18 protein-coding genes are annotated in these 18631 nt (G+C 66.9%); 5 read left to right on the top strand and 13 right to left on the bottom strand.

Features of this window, described 5'->3' with window-relative positions; genetic code table 11:
• Positions 1-39: 39 nt before the first annotated feature.
• The 5 genes from J2X50_RS08415 to J2X50_RS08395 all read right to left on the bottom strand — a co-directional run bounded on the left by J2X50_RS08415 (position 40) and on the right by J2X50_RS08395 (position 6913).
• Positions 40-2688: a DNA translocase FtsK gene (locus tag J2X50_RS08415; protein WP_429093886.1), complete on the bottom strand. Its 2649-nt coding sequence runs from the start codon at positions 2686-2688 to the stop codon at positions 40-42.
• Positions 2689-2840: 152 nt separating this feature from the next.
• Positions 2841-3758, bottom strand: coding sequence for a hypothetical protein (locus J2X50_RS08410; protein ID WP_429093884.1), 918 nt, complete (start codon positions 3756-3758; stop codon positions 2841-2843).
• Between the two features lie 266 nt (positions 3759-4024).
• Positions 4025-5452 carry an ammonium transporter gene (locus J2X50_RS08405; protein ID WP_429093883.1) on the bottom strand — a complete coding sequence of 476 codons (1428 nt, stop codon included), beginning with the start codon at positions 5450-5452 and terminating at the stop codon, positions 4025-4027.
• A gap of 27 nt (positions 5453-5479) precedes the next feature.
• Positions 5480-5818 carry a P-II family nitrogen regulator gene (locus J2X50_RS08400; protein WP_340040991.1) on the bottom strand — a complete coding sequence of 113 codons (339 nt, stop codon included), beginning with the start codon at positions 5816-5818 and terminating at the stop codon, positions 5480-5482.
• A 222-nt stretch (positions 5819-6040) separates the two neighbouring features.
• Positions 6041-6913 (bottom strand): acyl-CoA thioesterase, encoded by an 873-nt coding sequence (locus J2X50_RS08395; RefSeq protein ID WP_429093881.1) that lies wholly within the window; start codon positions 6911-6913, stop codon positions 6041-6043.
• Positions 6914-7005: 92 nt separating this feature from the next.
• On the opposite strand from J2X50_RS08395, the gene J2X50_RS08390 reads away from it, so the two are divergent.
• Both J2X50_RS08390 and J2X50_RS08385 read left to right on the top strand, forming a co-directional pair.
• Positions 7006-8268 (top strand): ubiquinone biosynthesis hydroxylase, encoded by a 1263-nt coding sequence (locus J2X50_RS08390; protein ID WP_429093879.1) that lies wholly within the window; start codon positions 7006-7008, stop codon positions 8266-8268.
• A 193-nt stretch (positions 8269-8461) separates the two neighbouring features.
• The gene (locus J2X50_RS08385; RefSeq protein WP_429093878.1) at positions 8462-8887 is read left to right on the top strand and encodes an OsmC family protein; all 426 of its coding nucleotides are present in this window, start codon (positions 8462-8464) and stop codon (positions 8885-8887) included.
• Between the two features lie 36 nt (positions 8888-8923).
• Here J2X50_RS08385 and J2X50_RS08380 read toward each other — a convergent pair whose 3' ends face one another.
• On the bottom strand, positions 8924-9898 hold the full coding sequence (locus J2X50_RS08380) for an AraC family transcriptional regulator (RefSeq protein ID WP_429093876.1): 975 nt from the start codon (positions 9896-9898) through the stop codon (positions 8924-8926).
• Between the two features lie 178 nt (positions 9899-10076).
• Between J2X50_RS08380 and J2X50_RS08375 the strand changes: the two genes are divergently transcribed.
• Together J2X50_RS08375 and J2X50_RS08370 are read left to right on the top strand one after the other, a co-directional pair.
• Positions 10077-10229, top strand: a complete 153-nt coding sequence (locus tag J2X50_RS08375; RefSeq protein WP_429093874.1) for a hypothetical protein — start codon at positions 10077-10079, stop codon at positions 10227-10229.
• A 276-nt stretch (positions 10230-10505) separates the two neighbouring features.
• Entirely contained in the window at positions 10506-11621 is a 1116-nt protein-coding gene (locus tag J2X50_RS08370; protein ID WP_429093872.1) for a Glu/Leu/Phe/Val family dehydrogenase, read from the top strand.
• A 327-nt stretch (positions 11622-11948) separates the two neighbouring features.
• Here the strand turns inward: J2X50_RS08370 and J2X50_RS08365 are convergent, their stop codons facing one another.
• From J2X50_RS08365 to sdhC, 6 genes are all read right to left on the bottom strand, one after another.
• The gene (locus J2X50_RS08365; protein WP_429093871.1) at positions 11949-12590 is read right to left on the bottom strand and encodes a YceH family protein; all 642 of its coding nucleotides are present in this window, start codon (positions 12588-12590) and stop codon (positions 11949-11951) included.
• Positions 12591-12615: 25 nt separating this feature from the next.
• On the bottom strand, positions 12616-13395 hold the full coding sequence (locus J2X50_RS08360; RefSeq protein ID WP_429093869.1) for a succinate dehydrogenase iron-sulfur subunit: 780 nt from the start codon (positions 13393-13395) through the stop codon (positions 12616-12618).
• A 10-nt stretch (positions 13396-13405) separates the two neighbouring features.
• Positions 13406-13777: a DUF3052 domain-containing protein gene (locus J2X50_RS08355; RefSeq protein WP_429093867.1), complete on the bottom strand. Its 372-nt coding sequence runs from the start codon at positions 13775-13777 to the stop codon at positions 13406-13408.
• Between the two features lie 75 nt (positions 13778-13852).
• A complete protein-coding gene (gene sdhA, locus J2X50_RS08350; RefSeq protein WP_429093866.1) occupies positions 13853-15688 on the bottom strand; it encodes a succinate dehydrogenase flavoprotein subunit in 1836 nt (611 codons plus the stop codon).
• Positions 15689-15692: 4 nt separating this feature from the next.
• Positions 15693-16088 (bottom strand): succinate dehydrogenase, hydrophobic membrane anchor protein, encoded by a 396-nt coding sequence (gene sdhD / locus J2X50_RS08345; RefSeq protein ID WP_429093864.1) that lies wholly within the window; start codon positions 16086-16088, stop codon positions 15693-15695.
• A 1-nt stretch (position 16089) separates the two neighbouring features.
• Complete coding sequence (sdhC, locus tag J2X50_RS08340; protein WP_429093863.1) at positions 16090-16500, bottom strand: succinate dehydrogenase, cytochrome b556 subunit; 411 nt, start codon at positions 16498-16500, stop codon at positions 16090-16092.
• Between the two features lie 415 nt (positions 16501-16915).
• Here sdhC and J2X50_RS08335 point away from each other — a divergent pair, with 415 nt between their 5' ends.
• Positions 16916-17266 carry a hypothetical protein gene (locus tag J2X50_RS08335; protein ID WP_429093862.1) on the top strand — a complete coding sequence of 117 codons (351 nt, stop codon included), beginning with the start codon at positions 16916-16918 and terminating at the stop codon, positions 17264-17266.
• Positions 17267-17272: 6 nt separating this feature from the next.
• Here the strand turns inward: J2X50_RS08335 and J2X50_RS08330 are convergent, their stop codons facing one another.
• The gene (locus J2X50_RS08330) at positions 17273-18505 is read right to left on the bottom strand and encodes a GGDEF domain-containing protein (protein WP_429093860.1); all 1233 of its coding nucleotides are present in this window, start codon (positions 18503-18505) and stop codon (positions 17273-17275) included.
• Positions 18506-18631 lie beyond the last annotated feature (126 nt).

The following is an 18631-nucleotide window of genomic DNA, read 5'->3' as shown; positions in this document are numbered from 1 at the left end:
CCTCCGAACGCGAAAACGTGATCGCCGGTTCCGCCGGCTTCACATTTTGTCGTCTTCGGTCGGCACCAGGATCTCACGCTTGCCGGCATGGTTGGCCGCGCCCACGATGCCTTCCTTCTCCATGCGCTCGATGATCGAGGCGGCGCGGTTGTAGCCGATGCCGAGACGGCGCTGGATGTAGCTGGTCGAGGCCTTGCCGTCGCGCAGCACCACCGCCACCGCCTGGTCGTAGGGATCGTCCGAATCCTCGAAATTGCCGCCACCTCCGCCGCCGCGGCCCGAGGGCTGGTCGTCCTCGTCCTCGCCGTCGTCTTCGGTGATGGCGTCGAGATATTCCGGCACGCCCTGCAGCTTGAGATGGGCGACAACCTTCTCGACCTCGTCGTCCGAGACGAAGGGCCCGTGCACGCGCTGGATGCGGCCGCCGCCGGCCATGTAGAGCATGTCGCCCATGCCGAGCAGCTGTTCGGCGCCCTGTTCGCCGAGGATGGTGCGGCTGTCGATCTTCGACGTCACCTGGAAGGAGATGCGGGTCGGGAAGTTGGCCTTGATGGTGCCGGTGATGACGTCGACCGAGGGACGCTGCGTCGCCATGATGACGTGTATGCCCGCCGCGCGCGCCATCTGCGCCAGGCGCTGCACCGCGCCCTCGATGTCCTTGCCGGCGACCATCATCAGGTCGGCCATCTCGTCGATGATGACGACGATGTAGGGCATCGGCTCGAGATCGAGGTCCTCCGTCTCGTAGATCGCCTCGCCGGTCTGGCGGTCGAAGCCGGTCTGCACGGTGCGCGAGATCCTCTCGCCCTTCTTGTCGGCGGCAGCCACCCGGGCATTGAAGCCGTCGATGTTGCGGACGCCGACCTTCGACATCTTGCGATAGCGGTCCTCCATCTCCCGCACCGTCCACTTCAGCGCCACCACCGCCTTCTTGGGATCGGTGACGACAGGCGTCAGCAGGTGCGGAATGCCGTCGTAGACGGAGAGCTCCAGCATCTTCGGGTCGATCATGATCAGCCGGCATTCCTGCGGCGTCATGCGGTAGAGCAGCGACAGGATCATCGTGTTGATCGCCACCGACTTGCCCGAGCCGGTGGTGCCCGCGACCAGCACGTGCGGCATCTTGGCGATGTCGACGATGACCGCCTCGCCGTTGATCGACTTGCCGAGCGCCAGGGCCAGCTTGGCCTTGGTCGTCTCGAAGTCGCGGCTGGCCATGATCTCGCGCAGATAGACCGTCTCGCGCTTGGTGTTGGGCAGCTCGATGCCGATGGCGTTGCGCCCGGGAACCACCGCCACGCGCGCGGCGATCGCGCTCATCGAGCGGGCAATGTCGTCGGCAAGGCCGATGACGCGGCTCGACTTGATGCCGGGAGCGGGCTCGAGTTCGTAGAGCGTGACCACCGGACCCGGACGCACATGGATGATCTCGCCCTTGACGCCGAAATCCTCCAGCACGCCCTCGAGCAGCCGCGCGTTCTGTTCCAGCGCATCCTTGGAAAGGCTCGTGTCCCGCGCCACGTTCTTGGGCTCGGAAAGGAAATGCAGCGACGGCATCTCGAACTTGTCGGAACCGATCAGCGAGGTCTGCGCCTCGCGCTGCACCCGGGCGCCGGGAACCGGCCGCGGCGCCGGCCCCGCCACGCGGGCGGATGCCTGCCCGGCAGGGGAACGGAAGTTCTGCACCTGCGCGCCGCCGCCACGGATCTCGCCGGTCACCGGATCGAAATCGTCCTCGTCGCCGAACACGTCCTGGTCGTCGGGATCGATCGACACCGACCGGTCGTGCGAAACCATCTGGGCGAAGAACTCCGGCTCGACGCGGGCGCGGCCGGCGCTGGTGACGCGTGCTTCGGCCCGTTCCGCCTTCTCGACGCGCTGGGCGGCCTGGCGCCAGGCGCTCTCGCGCCTGACGGGCTGGTCGAGGCCCTCTTCCTCGCGGCGCTTGGCGGCGCGGCGGCGCATCCAGGCCTTGGCCGACAGCCACCAATGGGTGATGGCGCCGAGCGCCAGCACGCCTTCGCTGTCGTCCTCGTCCTCCTCGTCGAAACTGGCGAAATCCTGTTCGCGCATGTCCGGCTTGGGCTTGGCGTGGACTGCGGCAAATCCGTTCTCGCGCTTGAGCAGGCCCGCGCCGTAGGCAAACAGCCACAGCGTCGGGGCGAGCAGCAGCACGCCGATCACCATTGCGACCAGTCCGGTCGGATAGCCGCCGAGGAACAGGCCGGGCACCTTCAGCACCATGTCGCCGAACACGCCGCCGAGCCCCGTCGGCAGCGGCCAGGTGGGCGGCGCCCCGACGCATCCCGAGATCGCGGCGGCAAGCACCGCGGAGCCGAACCAGGCAAGCCCGCGCCTGGGCATGTGGTCGACGCCGCGGGCGGTCGCGAAGAGCACGCCCCAGATCACCGCGGGCACCAGCGCCGCCACTGCGGCGAGACCGAAGAACTGCATGGCGATGTCGGCGAAGACGGCGCCGGCATAACCCATCGCGTTGGTAACCGGACTATCCGTGGCATGGCTGAAGCTGGGGTCGGCGACGTTCCAGGTACCGAGCGCGGCAAGACCGAAGGCGACGAAGGCAAAAAGGCCCAGCCCGGCCGCGCGGCCAGCCTGCCGTCGCGCGAATGCCTGGATGCCGTGCCCCGTCTCGGTCAGCGCGAGCGGTGAGGAAACCCCAGAACGCATGCTTGTCCCCGTCCAAAGATGCCTTTGTCCCACGCGCGGACGCGTCGCGGGCAGATTCGGCAACCAGACTATCGGGGCGAAGGTTAAGGCCGCATTAAGGTTAAGCCATCGTTCACGCCGGGTGGTGTCGACGGCCGCGCACGGCGCCCATTTCAGCGCCCCAGCCAGGCGCGATCGAAGACGTCGACCAGTTTCTGGAAGTCCTCCTTGGCGATCTGGTCGGTGCCGCCCTTGCCGTCGCGGGTCAGGAACTGCCGCAGGTGCTCCTCGGCGAGGTCGGGCTGCTCCAGCCTGACCTCGAAGCGTTCGAGATCCTGCGGAATGCTCGTTCCCGGTTCGAGATAGCCCAGGCCGGCATGGTCGAGCGCGGCCGGCTCCTTGAGCCGCACCAGCACCATGCGCGTCACCGAAGGCTGCGAATCCGGCCCCAGCACGGTCGTGCCCGTCAGGTAGCCGCCGAGCACGCTGCCGGGCGGCGAAAACGGAAACAGCGCGCAGAAGAAGTGCGTGTCGTCGGCCGGTCCGCCGACATGGATGTAGAGGCTGCGCCTGGTCACGATGACCTGCCCCTTGATCTGCAGGCGCATGGTCGGCAGGCTTTCCGTGTAGGTCGCCGACAGCCGCTGCCCCTGCTCCGGCTCGATCAGCATCGAGCCGCGGATGAATTGACCGCGGAAGTAAGGCGACCAGCTGTGCGAGTAGCACGCATAGGCGCCGGCAAGCGAGCCGCCCCTGGCGTCATGTCCGTTGGCCTGCGCCTTGCCGAAGGCCTGCGCCCGCCGCTCGAGCTGCTGGCGGTCGCGGCCGTGATGCCGGCAGATTTCGGCGATGAACGTCTCCAGGTCGCTGTCGGCGATCCAGTCCGCCGTCTTCGGCAGGTCGAGCAGCCTGATCCAGTCGTCGTAGACGCTGAACTGTCGCGGCGTCGAGCGCCCCTGCAGCCATTTGTCGGCCCGGTCGACGTCGAAGGCGGTCGCGGGGTTGATGCGCCGGAACGCCGCGGCAAGGTCTTTCCGCGTCCCCGCGCCAACAAAAGCCGCGGTCAGCCGCAGCTTGCGGTCGATATTCATCCCCACACGCACCCCCGAATTAGCCCGCATGCATATTTTATTGTTCTTCTTCGAAAGCAAGGGACCTCGGAAACTTCACGGAATTCTCGGCCGCCGGTGCGGAACCTGACATTGCCGCAAAAAGGAGGCCCGGATCGCTCCGGGCCTCGACGTACCGGTAAAAAAAGGAGGCCCGGATTGCTCCGGGCCTCAAGGCGTGACCACCATTCGGAGGGCACGACGGGATAGGGGAGGATGCGGCGGCCCGTTCCGGCCGCCACCTGCGCTCAGGCGTGGTAGGCCGCCTCGCCGTGCGAGGTGAGGTCGAGGCCTTCGCGCTCTGCGTCCGGGGTGATGCGCAGGCCGACCACCATGTCGACGACCTTGTAGAGGATGGCGCTGCCGATGCCCGACCACGCCAGGGTCACCAGCACGCCCTTGGCCTGGGCCAGGAGCTGCGTGGCCACGCCGGCGTAGCCCGCGGCGAAGTCGGCCGTCGAGTAGTCGACGATGCCCGCGCCGCCGAGTGCCGGGTTGACCAGGATGCCGGTGGCGAGCGCACCGAAGATGCCGCCGACGCAGTGGATGCCGAAGACGTCGAGGCTGTCGTCGTAGCCGAACTTGTTCTTCACCACCGACACGAAGAAGTAGCAGATCGCGGTGACGACGATGCCGAGCACGATGGCGCCCATCGGACCGGCGAAACCGGCGGCCGGGGTGACGGCGACGAGGCCGGCGACCGCACCCGACACGGCGCCCAGCATCGAGGCCTTGCCGCGCAGCAGCGTCTCCAGCACGATCCAGGTCACCGCCGCGGCGGCGGTCGCCACGAAGGTGTTGATCATGGCGAGCGCGGCATAGGCGTTGGCCTCTAGGTTGGAGCCGGCGTTGAAGCCGAACCAGCCGACCCACAGCAGCGACGCGCCGACCATCGTCAGCGTCATCGAATGCGGCGCCATCAGGTCCCGCATGTAGCCGACCCGCTTGCCGATCATGACTGCGCCGACCAGGCCCGCAATGCCGGCATTGATGTGCACGACGGTGCCGCCGGCGAAGTCGATGGCGCCGAAACCGAAGATCAGGCCGGACGGATCGGAATAGGCGCTCGGGCCGCCCCAGAACCACACCATGTGCGCGATCGGGAAGTAGACGAACGTCACCCAAAGGATGGTGAACAGGATGACCGCCGAGAACTTGATGCGCTCGGCGAAGGCACCGACGATCAGCGCCGGCGTGATGGCCGCGAACGTCATCTGGAAGACGACGAAGACCAGTTCCGGAATGGCGACACCCTTGGTGAAGGTCTCGGACACGGTAGTGACGTCCACCCCGGCCAGGAAGGCCTTCGACAAGCCGCCGATGAAGGCATTGCCGGGCGTGAAGGCGAGGCTGTAGCCGTAGGTGACCCAGATGATCATCACCACGGCGGTGATGGTGAACACCTGCATCAGCACCGACAGCATGTTCTTGGCGCGCACCAGGCCGCCGTAGAACAGCGCCAGGCCGGGCACCGTCATCAGCAGCACGAGCACGGTCGAAACCATCATCCAGGTGGTGTCGCCCTTGTCGACGGTGAAGGCCGGCGTCGCCGCGGCTTCAGTGGCGGCGGGGGCGGCTTCCTGGGCGAATGCGGCGACCGTGCCGAGGGCGGCGAGCGCCAGCGTGCCGAGCAGCGCCGAGCGCGCCGCCGACTTCAGTGAGGAAGGAATTGTCATCGAGGTCTCCATGAGATTGCTGGCCGCTCAGAGCGCGTCGGTGTCGGTTTCGCCGGTGCGGATGCGCACGGCCTGGTCGATGCCGAAGACGAAGATCTTGCCGTCGCCGATCTGCCCGGTCTTGGCGGCACCGGTGATCGCCTCGACGGCCTTGTCGACGAGATCGGTGCTGACCGCGACCTCGATCTTGATCTTGGGAAGGAAGCTCACGGCATATTCGGCGCCGCGATAGATTTCGGTGTGGCCCTTCTGGCGCCCGTAGCCCTTGACCTCGGTGACGGTCAGGCCCTGGATTCCGACGCTGGTCAGCGCTTCGCGCACCTCGTCGAGCTTGAACGGCTTGATGATAGCCATCACGATTTTCATCAGGTTTCACCCCTTGCTGATGCGGGTCCCCCGCGATTTCAGTCATCCCCAGCGGACCCGAAAGCCACTGGTGAGTGACAAACAGGATTCAAGCTCCGTGCCAGTTTACATTGGCATTGGCTAAGCAACTGAAATTGAATGTAAAAATCTCTTGTCCGCAGGCGCGCGTTCGCAGACGCAGCAAGGCATCTGCTCACACAATGTGCAAAATTCCTGAAATGCCTAGTTTGTAGGCTTTGTGCGCAGGCGGATCAGTCCTTCCTGTGCCACCGAAGCGATCAGCGTGCCGTCCTGGGCATAGATCGCCCCGCGCGTGAAGCCGCGCGCCCCGCTCGTCGACGGGCTGTCCTGGGTGTAGAGCAGCCAGCCGTCGAGCGAATGCTCGCGATGGAACCACATGGCGTGGTCCAGGCTCGCCGCTTGGATGTCGGGATCGAAAATGCCGCGCCCGTGGGCAAAGGTTGCCGTATCCAGCAGCGTCATGTCGGAAAGGTAGGCAAGCACCGCCGTGCGCACTGCCCGGCCGTTCGGCACCGGCCCGGTCAGCCTGATCCACACCTTCTGCAGCGGCGGCAGCTTGTCCCGGCTCGAATAGTGCTCGGCATAGACCGGCCTGAGTTCCAGCGGCCGCTCCTTGGCCCAGAACATGCGGATCATGTCGGGCACGTGGGTCGCCTCCTGCAGCAGCTCGCGCTGCGACTTAAGCGTCTCCGGCGCCGGCACGTCGAGCGGCATCGGCATCTGGTATTCGAGGCCCGGCTCGTCGAGCTGGAACGAGGCTTCCAGCGAGAAGATCGCGTGCCCGTGCTGGATCGCCACCACACGGCGGGTGGTGAAGCTCGAACCGTCGCGAATGCGGTCGACCTCGTAGACGATCGGCACGGTGATGTCGCCGGGGCGCATGAAGTAGCCGTGCAGCGAATGCACGTGCCGGTCGGGCTCGACGGTGCGCTGCGCGGCCACCAGCGCCTGGGCGATCGTCTGGCCGCCGAAGACGCGCTGCCACTTCACCTGCGGGCTGCGACCACGATACAGGTTGTGTTCCAGCTCCTCGAGATTGAGAATGCTGAGAAGCTCTTGTATGGCGGCCGGCATGCGTTCCCCTCTTCGGGACGAAATACACCCGGTTTCCAGCAGGAAGCCCCCGCCGAGTCAAGGCGGGAAGCCTGACGCAGGAAGGATCCGCCATGGCCACGCGCGACGGTGACGACAACAAATCGACGCAGCTCGACGTACTCGTCGCGGGTGCCGGCTATGTCGGTCTCGCCACCGCCGTGTCGATGAAAGAGGCGCGCCCGAGCCTCCACATCGCCATCGTCGACGCCGCACCGCCGGAGGTCTGGCGCAAGGACGGCCGCGCCTCGGCGATCGCCGCCGCCGCCTGCCGCATGCTCGACCATCTCGGCTGCTGGGAGGAGATCGAGCCCGAGGCGCAGGCCATCACCGACATGGTCATCACCGATTCCAAGGCCGCCGATCCGGTCCGCCCCGTCTTCCTCACCTTCGACGGCGAGATCGCCCCGGGCGAGCCCTTCGCCCACATGGTCGAGAACAGGGTACTCAACGGCGCCCTGCGCCGCCGTGCCACCGAGCTCGGCATCGACATCATCGAGGGTGTCGCCGTCCAGGCCTTCGAGACCGGCACCGCCACCGCCAGGGTGCATCTCGCCGACGGCATCAGCATGGACACACGCCTGCTGGTCGCCGCCGACGGCGTCAATTCCAGGCTGCGCGACATGGCCGGCATCAAGACCGTGCGCTGGGAGTACGGCCAGTCCGGCATCGTCTGCACGGTTGCCCACGAACGGCCGCACAACGGCCGCGCCGAGGAGCATTTCCTGCCCGCCGGCCCCTTCGCCACGCTGCCGCTCAAGCCCACCAGGGAAGGCGTCAACCGCTCCTCCATCGTCTGGAACGAGCGCACCGAGGACGCCGACAAGCTGGTCAAGGGCGATCCCTTCGTCTTCGAGATCGAACTCGAGCAGCGCTTCGGCCTCAAGCTCGGCGAGATCCGCGTCGAGGACAAGCCGCGCGCGTGGCCGCTGGGGCTGACGCTGGCGCGCGCTTTCGTGGCGCCGCGCTTCGCGCTCGCCGGCGACGCCGCCCACGGCATCCATCCGATCGCCGGCCAGGGCCTCAACCTCGGCTTCAAGGATGCCGCGGCACTCGCCGAAACCATCGTCGAGGCCGATCGACTCGGCCAGGACATCGGCGCGATGGACGTGCTCGAGCGCTACGAGGTCTGGCGCCGCTTCGACACGGTGCGCATGGGGGTCACCACCGACGTCCTCAACCGCCTGTTCTCCAACGACATCGCCCCCGTGCGCGCGCTGCGCGACTTCGGCCTCGGCCTCGTCGACCGGGTGCCGCGCCTCAAGGAGTATTTCATCCGCCAGGCTTCCGGCACGACCGGCGAGACGCCGCGCCTGCTCAAGGGCGAGGCGATCTAGGGCCGCGTCGCCATTCCCCGGACCTCGTGCGCCCCAAGAACGCCCTTCGCGAATACAAGCCGACATTTTCGCAAGACACTTTTTTCGTGGCCCTTTGTTTTCGTGACGGCTCGGATGCTGGCAGCCGCGCCGGCCGGCGCTATAGTCTCCCCGGTCGCCGCACCTGGCCCAGTCAGCAATCAGGGAGAACGTCATGAAGCACAGCGCCAACGCCGTCTGGAAAGGCAATCTGAAGGAAGGGTCTGGAACCCTCGACACCCAGAGCGGTGCGCTCAAGGGCCAGCCCTACTCGTTCAAGGCACGCTTCGAGGATGAGACCGGCAAGTCGGGCACCAATCCCGAAGAGCTGATCGCCGCCGCCCACGCCGGCTGCTTTGCCATGCAGCTGTCGCACTTCCTCGCCGAGAACGGCACGCCGGCCGACAAGCTCGACGCTCAGGCGGTCGTGACGCTGATCCCCGGCACCGGCATCACCGAGAGCGCGCTCACCCTCGTCGGCACCGTGCCCGGCATCGACTACGCCAAGTTCCAGGAACTCGCCACCAAGGCCAAGGAGAACTGCCCGGTCTCCAAGGCCCTCGGCGCCATCAAGGTGTCGCTCGACGCCAGGCTCGCCTGAGCCTTCCGGGGCGCCGGCCCGACCGGCGCCCTCGCCTCAGGCGGCGAGCGCCGCCGCTCTGATCTCCGACGGCGTTGCATTGAAGCGCCTGCGGAATGCCCGGTTGAAGTAGGACAGGTCGTTGAAGCCTGCCTCGTAGGCGATGTCGGTGATGCTGCGCTGGGTCCGCAACGGGTCGGCCAGCATGCGGTGCGCCCGCGTCAGCTTCTGGCCGAGGGCGAATTCGGTGAACGACAGCCCCTCGCCCTCGAACAGCTTGCGCACGTAGCGCGGCGACAGCTTGTGCTCCGCCGCCAGCGCCTCGGCCGAAAGCCCGCGCAGCTCCGTCCGGGCGGCAATGTCCGCCTTGATTGCCGCCAGCCGCGCCGCGCGCAGGCCCCGCCCCAGCGCCACCTGCTCCGCATCGCGCTCCGCACCCAGCGTCAGCGCCGTCAGGTCGAGCAGATGGCTCGAAACCAAGCGCGCCATGTTGCCCGGCAGCGGCTCGTCCAGCTTCTGCAAGGCCGTCGCGTAGCTGAGCAGAAGCTGCATCGGCCCCCGGTTGATCGGAATCGGCCGCATCAGCATCGCCGACACGTCGCCGAGCAGCGGCTGCAGCGCCTTCCGCTCGAAGCGCAGGTTGATATAGCTGAAGCCGGGCCGGGTCACGTTGGCGCCTTCGCGCCCGCCGGGCACGAACATCGCGCAGCCCGGGCGGATGCTCCCCTCGAAGCTGCCGATCTGCATGTGGCTGCCGCCCGAAAGCGCGGCCAGCAGGATCACGTCGTCGTTGTCGATCGCCTCCTTGCGCACCGCCACCCTGATCGGCGAGGCGGTGCCCGTTGCAATCCCCACGCCCGGCAGCAGGCGAACCCGCATGTCCATGTGCACCGGCATATCGTCCGCCGGTACGAGTTCGGCCTTGAGGATCGTGCGCCCATAGACCTCGCGCAGCACCGCGAGCCGGTCCTGCGGTGGAAGCTCGGCGGTAAGCACGCGGAATGAGAAGGACTGCCCGTCGGAATTCGTCATTGGCTTACTCGACAATATACAACCAAGGCGGGCAGGCGCACTTTCTATTTCGCGCCAATTGACACGTCAAGCCAGTACCGCCGAGGCCCGGAACTGGGGCCGCGCAGTCCAAGAACGGGCTTTGCCATCCGTCTAGCCTGCCCACGCGAATCGATGTGGCCGGTCCGAGGAAACGCACATGTACCGTCTGCAATTCTGGAAGACGCTAGCGGCGCTCGCCGTGGCGGGCTTCAACCCGCGCGCCTTCCTTGCCCCCATGGCGCTTGGCGGCAAGCTGCCCGAACCGGCCGACAGACATCGGCCGAAGGAGGAGAACGAACCCGAGGCCTGAGCGGACAGGCCTCGAAGACGGCGGCGGGCTTCGCCGCCGGTCGCCGGGGTCCGGCGGCAGCGGATGCCAGGGCAGTGGCAATCCGCCAGCTGGCAGGCCGGGCGCGTGGGGGGGCAGACCCGCGTCCGGCCACCTTCCGCCCTGGAGCCGTCTTTACGTTTGTTGCGCGGCAAAGCAGGCCGGCGCAATGCGCGGTCGTGCCGCGCCCCCACTTCGAAACCAAAGATCGTCCAAAAAGTTTAGCCTCCAGGGACCAGCTCACCGGGAGGAACCCTCATGCTGAACGTCCTGAAACCGCGCCACGAAGTCGCCGGCGCGACGACCCTCGAAATCACCGACATCACCGCCGAAGCGGCGCGTCTCCCGGCCTTCGACGCCCACGAGCAGGTCTGGCTCGGCCGCGACACCGTGCGCGGGCTGACCGCCATCGTCGCCATTCATTCCACCGTCCTCGGCCCGGCGCTGGGCGGCACCCGCATCTGGCCCCATGTCAGCTTCGAGGCCGGGCTCACCGATGCGCTGCGCCTGTCGCGCGGCATGACCTTCAAGTCGGCCATCGCCGGCCTGCCGCTCGGCGGCGGCAAGGCCGTCATCATCGCCGACGCGAAGACCGACAAGACGCCGGCCATGCTCGAGGCCTATGCCGAGATGCTCGACACGCTGGTCGGTCAGTACATCACCGCCGAGGACGTCGGCATGACGCTCGCCGACGCCGACTTCCTCGCCGAGCGCGCACCCAATGTCGCCGGCACCACCAGGGGCGGCAGCGGCAATCCCTCGCCGTTCACCGCACAGGGCACCTTCATCGGCCTCAAGGCCGCACTTCGCCACCGTACCGGCAGCGACGAACTCAAGGGCGTGCGCGTCGCCGTCCAGGGCCTCGGCTCGGTCGGCTGGTCGCTCTGCCGCAAGCTTCACGCCGAAGGCGCCGTCCTGACCGTCTCCGATCTGGACGCGGCCCGCACCGCCCGCGCCGCCGAGATGCTCGGCGCAACGATCGTCGAGGGCAACGCCATCGTCGCCGCCGACGTCGATGTCCTCGCGCCCTGCGCGCTCGGCGGCGTGCTCTCTGCCGAAACCATCCCCCTGCTCAAGGCCGGTATCGTCGCCGGCGCCGCCAACAACCAGCTCGCCACGCCCGAAGACGGCCAGCGCCTGGTCGAGAAGGGCGTCCTCTACGCACCGGACTACGTCATCAACGCCGGCGGCGTCATCAACGTCGCGGCCGAGCTGGCCGACGGCGGCTACAGCGTCGAGGCGGTGATGCCGCGCGTCGAAAAGATCGCCGGGACGCTGACCAGGATTTTCGAGCGCGCCGAGCGCGAGGACCGCACCACCGACGACGTCGCCGAGGCCATGGCCCGCGAAATCGTCGAGGCCGCGCGCAGGTAGGGCTTCTCCCGCAAAGGCAGGACGAACCAATAGTTGAAGGGCTTGGCAGGTCTTGTACCCCCACCCCTAACCCCTCCCCACAAGGGGGAGGGGGACTCCAGCGGCTTAGCGGCTTCCTTGAAATCAACGTGCTCGGCGCCCACCTCTCCGATACCCCTCCCCCTTGTGGGGAGGGGTTGGAGGTGGGGGTGAATCACATGCGATTGCCCCGCCACTTATTGGCGCTGAGCCCTTGTCGAAGGGCGAGGCGAGCCCTCGATTCGCAGGAACGCAAAACGGCCCGGCTGCTTCCGCAACCGGGCCGTTTTCAATCTTTCCGCAGCGCGCCTACGCCCCGGCAGCGTCGAGCCGCGCCTTGAGCGCCGCCACTTCCCCTTCCAGGACACGGACGCGTTCCTCGAGTTCCGAAACGACGGGCAAGGCGGCGCTCGGTGCCCGGCTTGTCGTGATGACGACCGCAGCCTCGACATCGCCGGACAGGAGATGCGCGAAGCGATCCTCGCGTTGGCCGGGTGCGCGGCCGATCTCCTTGACCAGCGCCGGCCGGCGGCCGATCAGCATGTCGAGTTCGCCGCGCACGGCGTCGGCGTCGGCGAAGTTCGCCATGCGCTCGGTGCGGGCGAGCAGTTCGTAGACGGTCTGCGGCCCGCGCAGCAGAAGCAGGCCGATCAGAACGCCCTGGTTGCGCGTCAGCGAGAACTTCTGCGCCATCTGGTGTTCGTAGCGCTCGACGCGAGAGGCGAACTGCTGCTTCGCCAGTCCCTTCGCCTGCAGCGTGCCGAGCGCCCTGGTGATGTCGACCATCTCCAGCGCCATGACCGGCTCGCGCGAGGTCTTCTGGTTGGCGGCGGCCACCAGCGCATTCGACGTCATCGGATAGACGTCGGGCGTCAATTCCTTCTTCTCGATCAGGCAGCCGAGCACGCGTGCCTCGGCGGCTGTGAGGTGGGGAAGCTCCGTGTCCGTCATATCAGCCGCTCTGCCTCATACCCGGCTAGACGCGCCGCTCCACCATCATCTTCTTGATCTCGGCGATCGCCTTGGCCGGGTTCAGACCCTTCGGGCAGGTCTGGGCGCAATTCATGATCGTGTGGCAGCGATAGAGGCGGAACGGATCCTCGAGATCGTCGAGGCGCTCGCCCTTGGCTTCATCGCGGCTGTCGATCAGCCAGCGATAGGCCTGCAGCAGCACGGCCGGGCCGAGATAGCGGTCGCCGTTCCACCAGTAGCTCGGGCACGAGGTCGAGCAGCAGGCGCACAGGATGCACTCGTAGAGGCCGTCCAGCTTGGCGCGGTCCTCGTGGCTCTGCAGCCATTCCTTCGCCGGCTCCGGCGACACCGTCTTCAGCCACGGCTCGATCGAGCGGTGCTGGGCGTAGAAGTTGGTCAGGTCGGGCACCAGGTCCTTGACCACCGGCATGTGCGGCAGCGGGTAGATCTTCACCGCGCCCGAGATGTCGTCGCAGCCCTTGGTGCAGGCCAGCGTGTTCGAGCCGTCGATGTTCATCGCGCAGGAGCCGCAGATGCCCTCGCGGCAGGAGCGGCGCAGCGTCAGCGTCGGGTCGATCTTGTTCTTGATGTAGAGCAGGTGGTCCAGCACCATCGGCCCGCAGTCGTCGACGTCGACGAAATAGGTGTCGATGCTCGGGTTCTCGCCATCGTCGGGCGACCAGCGGTAAATCCGGTATTCGCGCAGATTGGTCGCGCCCGCCGGCTTCGGCCAGGTCTTGCCCTCGCGGATCTGCGAATTCTTGGGGAGTGCTAGTTCGACCACGATCGGTTCCTCACATCTTGGCGCGGAGTTCCTTGCGGATGACGAGCTTGAGCCCGCTCCACACGGCATCCACGGCGCAGACCTTTACGTCCACTAGCCCCTTGGGCAGCGCCACGTCGCGAATGACATCCTCGGTGATGTCGGTGGCGATCTTCGACGCCTTCTTGGGCCAGGAGATCCAGACCGCGCCGTCCGGCGCGATCATCTTCTTGAATGTCTCGGCGTTGCCGTCGAGGTCGGCGCGGCGCCGGGTGAAGGCATGAACCACGTCGTGGCCCTCGCCCGCCGCATCGATCCCGGCCCAGCCGGTCAGCTTCCTCGCCGCGAAGTCGCGCGAAAAAGCCAGTTCGCCGAGTTCCTCCGGCAGGTCGACGAATACCACGCTCTGCCCGTCCTTGAGGCCGAGCTTGGCCACAAGTGGCGTTGGCGAGTATCCTGCCGCCGGCAGCGCCATGGCTCAGTACACGCGCGCCTTCGGCGCGATCTTGGCAAGCGAGATGCCGCCGTCCTCTTCCTTGAGCAGCGGCTCGGTGTGCACCGGCCGGTAGGTCAGCGTCACCTTGCCGTCCTCGGCGACATTGGCCAGCGTGTGCACACGCCAGTTCTGGTCGTCGCGGGCCGAGAAGTCCTCGCGGGCGTGCGCCCCGCGGCTTTCCTTGCGGGCTTCGGCGCCATGGACGGTGGCGATGGCGTTGGCCATCAGGTTCTCGAGTTCCAGCGTCTCCACCAGGTCCGAGTTCCAGATCATCGAGCGGTCGAAGACCTTGACGTCCTTGAGCTCGCCCCAGATCTGGGAGATGCGCTTGCAGCCCTGCTCGAGCGACTCCTGGGTGCGGAACACGGCAGCGTCTTCCTGCATGGCGCGCTGCATCTTCTCGCGCAGCACCGCCGTCGGCGTGCCGCCATTGGCGTGGCGCAGGCGGTCGAAGCGATCCATGATCTTCTCGACCGAGGCCGCGTTCGGCGCGGGGATCGGCGCGTTGCGGTCGACCACCTGGCCGGCGCGGATCGCAGCGGCGCGGCCGAACACCACCAGGTCGATCAGCGAGTTCGAGCCGAGGCGGTTGGCCCCGTGCACCGAGGCGCAGCCGGCCTCGCCCACGGCCATCAGGCCGGGCGACACGCGATCGGGGTTGTCCTTGGTCGGGTTCAGCACCTCGCCCCAGAAGTTGGTCGGGATGCCGCCCATGTTGTAGTGCACGGTCGGCAGCACCGGGATCGGCTCGCGGGTCACGTCGACGCCGGCGAAGATCTTCGCCGACTCCGAGATGCCGGGCAGGCGCTCGTGCAGCACCGCCGGATCGAGGTGGTCGAGATGCAGGAAGATGTGGTCCTTGTTCTTACCGACGCCGCGGCCGTCGCGGATCTCCAGCGTCATGCAGCGGGAAACCACGTCGCGCGAGGCGAGGTCCTTGGCCGACGGCGCGTAACGCTCCATGAAGCGCTCGCCCTCGGAGTTGACCAGGTAGCCGCCCTCGCCGCGGGCGCCCTCGGTGATCAGGCAGCCCGAGCCGTAGATGCCGGTCGGGTGGAACTGCACGAACTCCATGTCCTGCAGCGGCAGGCCGGCGCGCACCGCCATGCCGCCGCCGTCGCCGGTGCAGGTGTGCGCCGAGGTGGCGGAGAAATAGGCGCGGCCGTAGCCGCCGGTCGCCAGCACCACCATCTTCGCCGAGAAGCGATGGATGGTGCCGTCGTCGAGGTTCCAGGCCACGACGCCGGTGCAGGTGCCGTCCGGCTCCATGATCAGGTCGAGCGCGAAATACTCGATGAAGAACTGGGCGTTGTTCTTCAGCGACTGGCCGTAGAGCGTGTGCAGGATGGCGTGGCCGGTGCGGTCGGCGGCAGCGCAGGTGCGCTGCACGGGCGGGCCGTCGCCGTAGTTCATCATGTGGCCGCCGAAGGGGCGCTGGTAGATCTTGCCGTCCTCGGTGCGCGAGAAGGGCACGCCGTAGTGCTCGAGCTCGTAGACGGCGGCCGGCGCCTCGCGCGCCAGATACTCCATCGCGTCCACGTCGCCGAGCCAGTCCGAGCCCTTGACGGTGTCGTAGAGGTGCCACTGCCAGGAGTCGGGCCCCATGTTCTGCAGCGAAGCGGCGATGCCGCCCTGCGCCGCCACCGTGTGCGAGCGGGTCGGGAACACCTTGGTGATGCAGGCCGTCCTCAGCCCCTGCTCGGCCATGCCGAGCGTGGCGCGCAGGCCCGCGCCGCCGGCGCCGACCACGACGACGTCGAACTTGTGATCGACATAGGTATAGGCGGAAGCTGCTCCGCTCTTGCCGTCCTTGGCCACCGTATCAGCCTCCGAATGCCATCTTGAGCAGGGCGAAGAGCGAAGCCACGCCGACCGCTATGGTAAAGAAAGTGTTGAGCATGATGAGCGCGACCTTGCTGCCCTCGCCATGCACGTAATCCTCGATGATGACCTGCATGCCGAGCCGCATGTGGTAGAGGCCCGAGATCAGCACCAGCGCCATGACCAGCGCCACCAGCGGGTTGGCGAGCGTCGCCCGCACGGCGGCGTAGTCGGCGCCGTTGAGCACGACCAGGAGGCCGACGAAGAACAGCATCAGCGGCACGTTGGCCACCGCCGTCACCCGCTGGCGCCAGAAATGCTCGGTGCCCTCGCGGGCGGAGCCCAGGCCGCGGACCTTGCCGAGCGGGGTGCGCATGTCTTTGTTGTTGCCGCTCATCTCAGGCTCCCCGCACCATGTAGCCGACGATCCAGACCAGCAGCGTCAGCAGCACCGCGCCGACGACGGTGGCCCATGCGAGCTTGGAGGCGGTGTGCTTCTCGAGCCCAGCGCCGGTGTCCCAGATCAGGTGGCGGATGCCGCCGAGCAGGTGCTGCATCAGCGCCCAGGTGTAGCCCAGCAGCACGATCCGGCCGATCCAGCTGCCGTAGATGCCGTTCACGAAATCGAAATATTCCTGCGACGTCGCCGCAGCAATCAGCCACCAGGCCACCAGCAGCGTGCCGAAATAGAGTGCTGCGCCGGTGATGCGATGGATGATCGACGTCGTCATAGTGATCGGCGGGCGATAGATGGTCAGGTGCGGCGACAGCGGCCGCGCTCGCGATTGGGTTGCTTGTGATTTGCTCATGGCTCCCCCGGTCTGCATCCGAGCGTGGCTATGTTTGAATACGGCGTCGTCGCACCGTTTTGCGACGTCGGAATGGGCGCTTTCTAATGCGGTTTTTGCACCGCGTCAAAGTCGGAAAACCGTTCTGGCGCACATATTTAGTCGTATCGCGCCTTCAATCGATTGAAGCCGGGCCCCACTACCCGCCCGGGTGAGCGACGCCTGAACGAGGCGGCAGCCGGTCGTCGTCGCTGCCTGCCCGTCCGCCTCCGCCGGCCCTACCCGGGCGTGGGGCGCTCACGCGCCCAATACGGGAGCAAAATTAACCTTGTTTGTTAATCGAAACGTCCCTGCTGGCCGCAATCCCTTAACAAAGGTTAAGAAAGCGTTAAGATTCGATTCGAGAAGCGGCGCTGCGAGCCAGGGAGATTCTGCGATGCGCACTGCATTGGCCTTGACCGGGATCCTGCCGCTGGCGATGGCAGCAGCCGTTGCACTTGCGGCATCCGCTTCCGCGGGCGGCTGGGACGGCGACCGGGTCTACGCCGATTCCTTCGGCAACCTCGTCGTCGAAAGCGGTGCGGGATACAAGCGCATCGTCGTCGGCGAAGGCGGATCGGCCCGCAGGCTCGCGGCCGGCGCCGGTCCGAAAGTGGTCTATCTCGACCGGCAGGGCACGGATTCGGTTCGCCGCTGCTACCGTCCGCCCATGCTGCTCAAGGGCCGCAGCTACATGTACGGCTTTTCCGAGGGCGAGATTCCCCAGCCGGGCCTTCGTTGCCGCTGAGCCCGTTCAGGCCGACGGCGGCTTGCCGCCGAACGGCACGACATTCGAGACATTCGCTTCGAACGAGACTTCGAGCACGCTGATACCGGCGATGCGGACGCAGTCGCGGCCGTCCTTCTTGGCTTCGTAGAGGGCGGCGTCCGCCCGCCGCATCAGCTGGTCGATACCCTCGCCGGCAACGAGTTCCGCCACGCCGAAGCTCGCGGTGAACCGCCGGTTCACCGGCAGGCCGTCGATCGGCAGGGCCGAGAACGCGCTGCGGGCGCCTTCGGCGAACAGGCGCGCCGCCGCCATGTGCGTGCCCGGCAGGATGATGGCGAACTCCTCGCCGCCGATGCGGCCGGCTATGTGGTGGCCCGCCTTCGATTCGTGCAGGAAGCGCGAGAATGCCTCGATGACACGGTCGCCCGAGGCATGTCCGTAGCTGTCGTTGATCGACTTGAAGTGGTCGAGATCGGAGATCACCAGCGTCACCGGCAGGCCCTGGCGCGACGCATCGCGCAGGGCGGCCGCGGCATGCCGCTCGAAGCCGCCGCGGTTGAGCAGCCCCGACAGCGCATCCGTCTCCGACTTCTGCAACACGTCGGCGAGGATATCGCGCATCAGGATGACCATGATCAGCAGCGCGATGGACAGGGCGAACACCGTGCCCAGCGCCTGCGAGATCATCGCGTAGGTGCTCTGCAGGTAGAAGTGAGGATCGGAACCCGAGCCGCCGACCGCAAGCGCCAGGTACGGCTTGGAGAAGAACTGCACCGAGCTTGCCAGGAGCACGCCTGCGAGCGCGTAGTCGAAATGACTGAGCTTGGTCCGCGCCCGGAGCACGATCGCCGCGCCGACGGCCTGGGCGATGGCGTAGGGCGTCTGGAACGTCATCATGCGCAACAGCGAGTCGCGGTCGAGCCCCTGCGTGACATAGACCGCAATGGTCGCCAGCATGAAGAAGGCAAGCATCGACCGCCACGGCGGCGCCACTTCGTAGCGGCGCGCCAGGCCGACATTCATCAGAAGCGTGATGGCCAGGAACATCGCGAAATTGACCGCGACGATCACCCGCGTGTCCTGGAACAGCGGAATGGTGAATTCCGTCCCGATATAGACGATGCCGAGGCCGTAGCAGAGCGCGAACCAGCGCGCCGAAATGCGCCTCGAGTCATAGATCGCGATCGCCAGGAACGCGCTGGCGAGCAGGCCGGCGACGAACACGTTGATCGCGAGAATGAACTCTGCACCGCTCATCGCTTGTGGTCGCCTCCGATGCTCAGAAGTAAATCATACGCGCGAGAAAAAGACGTTAACGTGACCGGCGGAAGGCGGGTTTTGCCTATATCCTCAACAAATGGAAAAGGCGGCGGGCTGACGCCC

Origin of the sequence: Aminobacter sp. BE322, assembly GCF_050433525.1 — a bacterium.
Lineage (GTDB): Bacteria > Pseudomonadota > Alphaproteobacteria > Rhizobiales > Rhizobiaceae > Aminobacter.
Note: the sequence above shows the minus strand (reverse complement) of the source record. Positions and strands in the feature narration are given on the sequence as shown.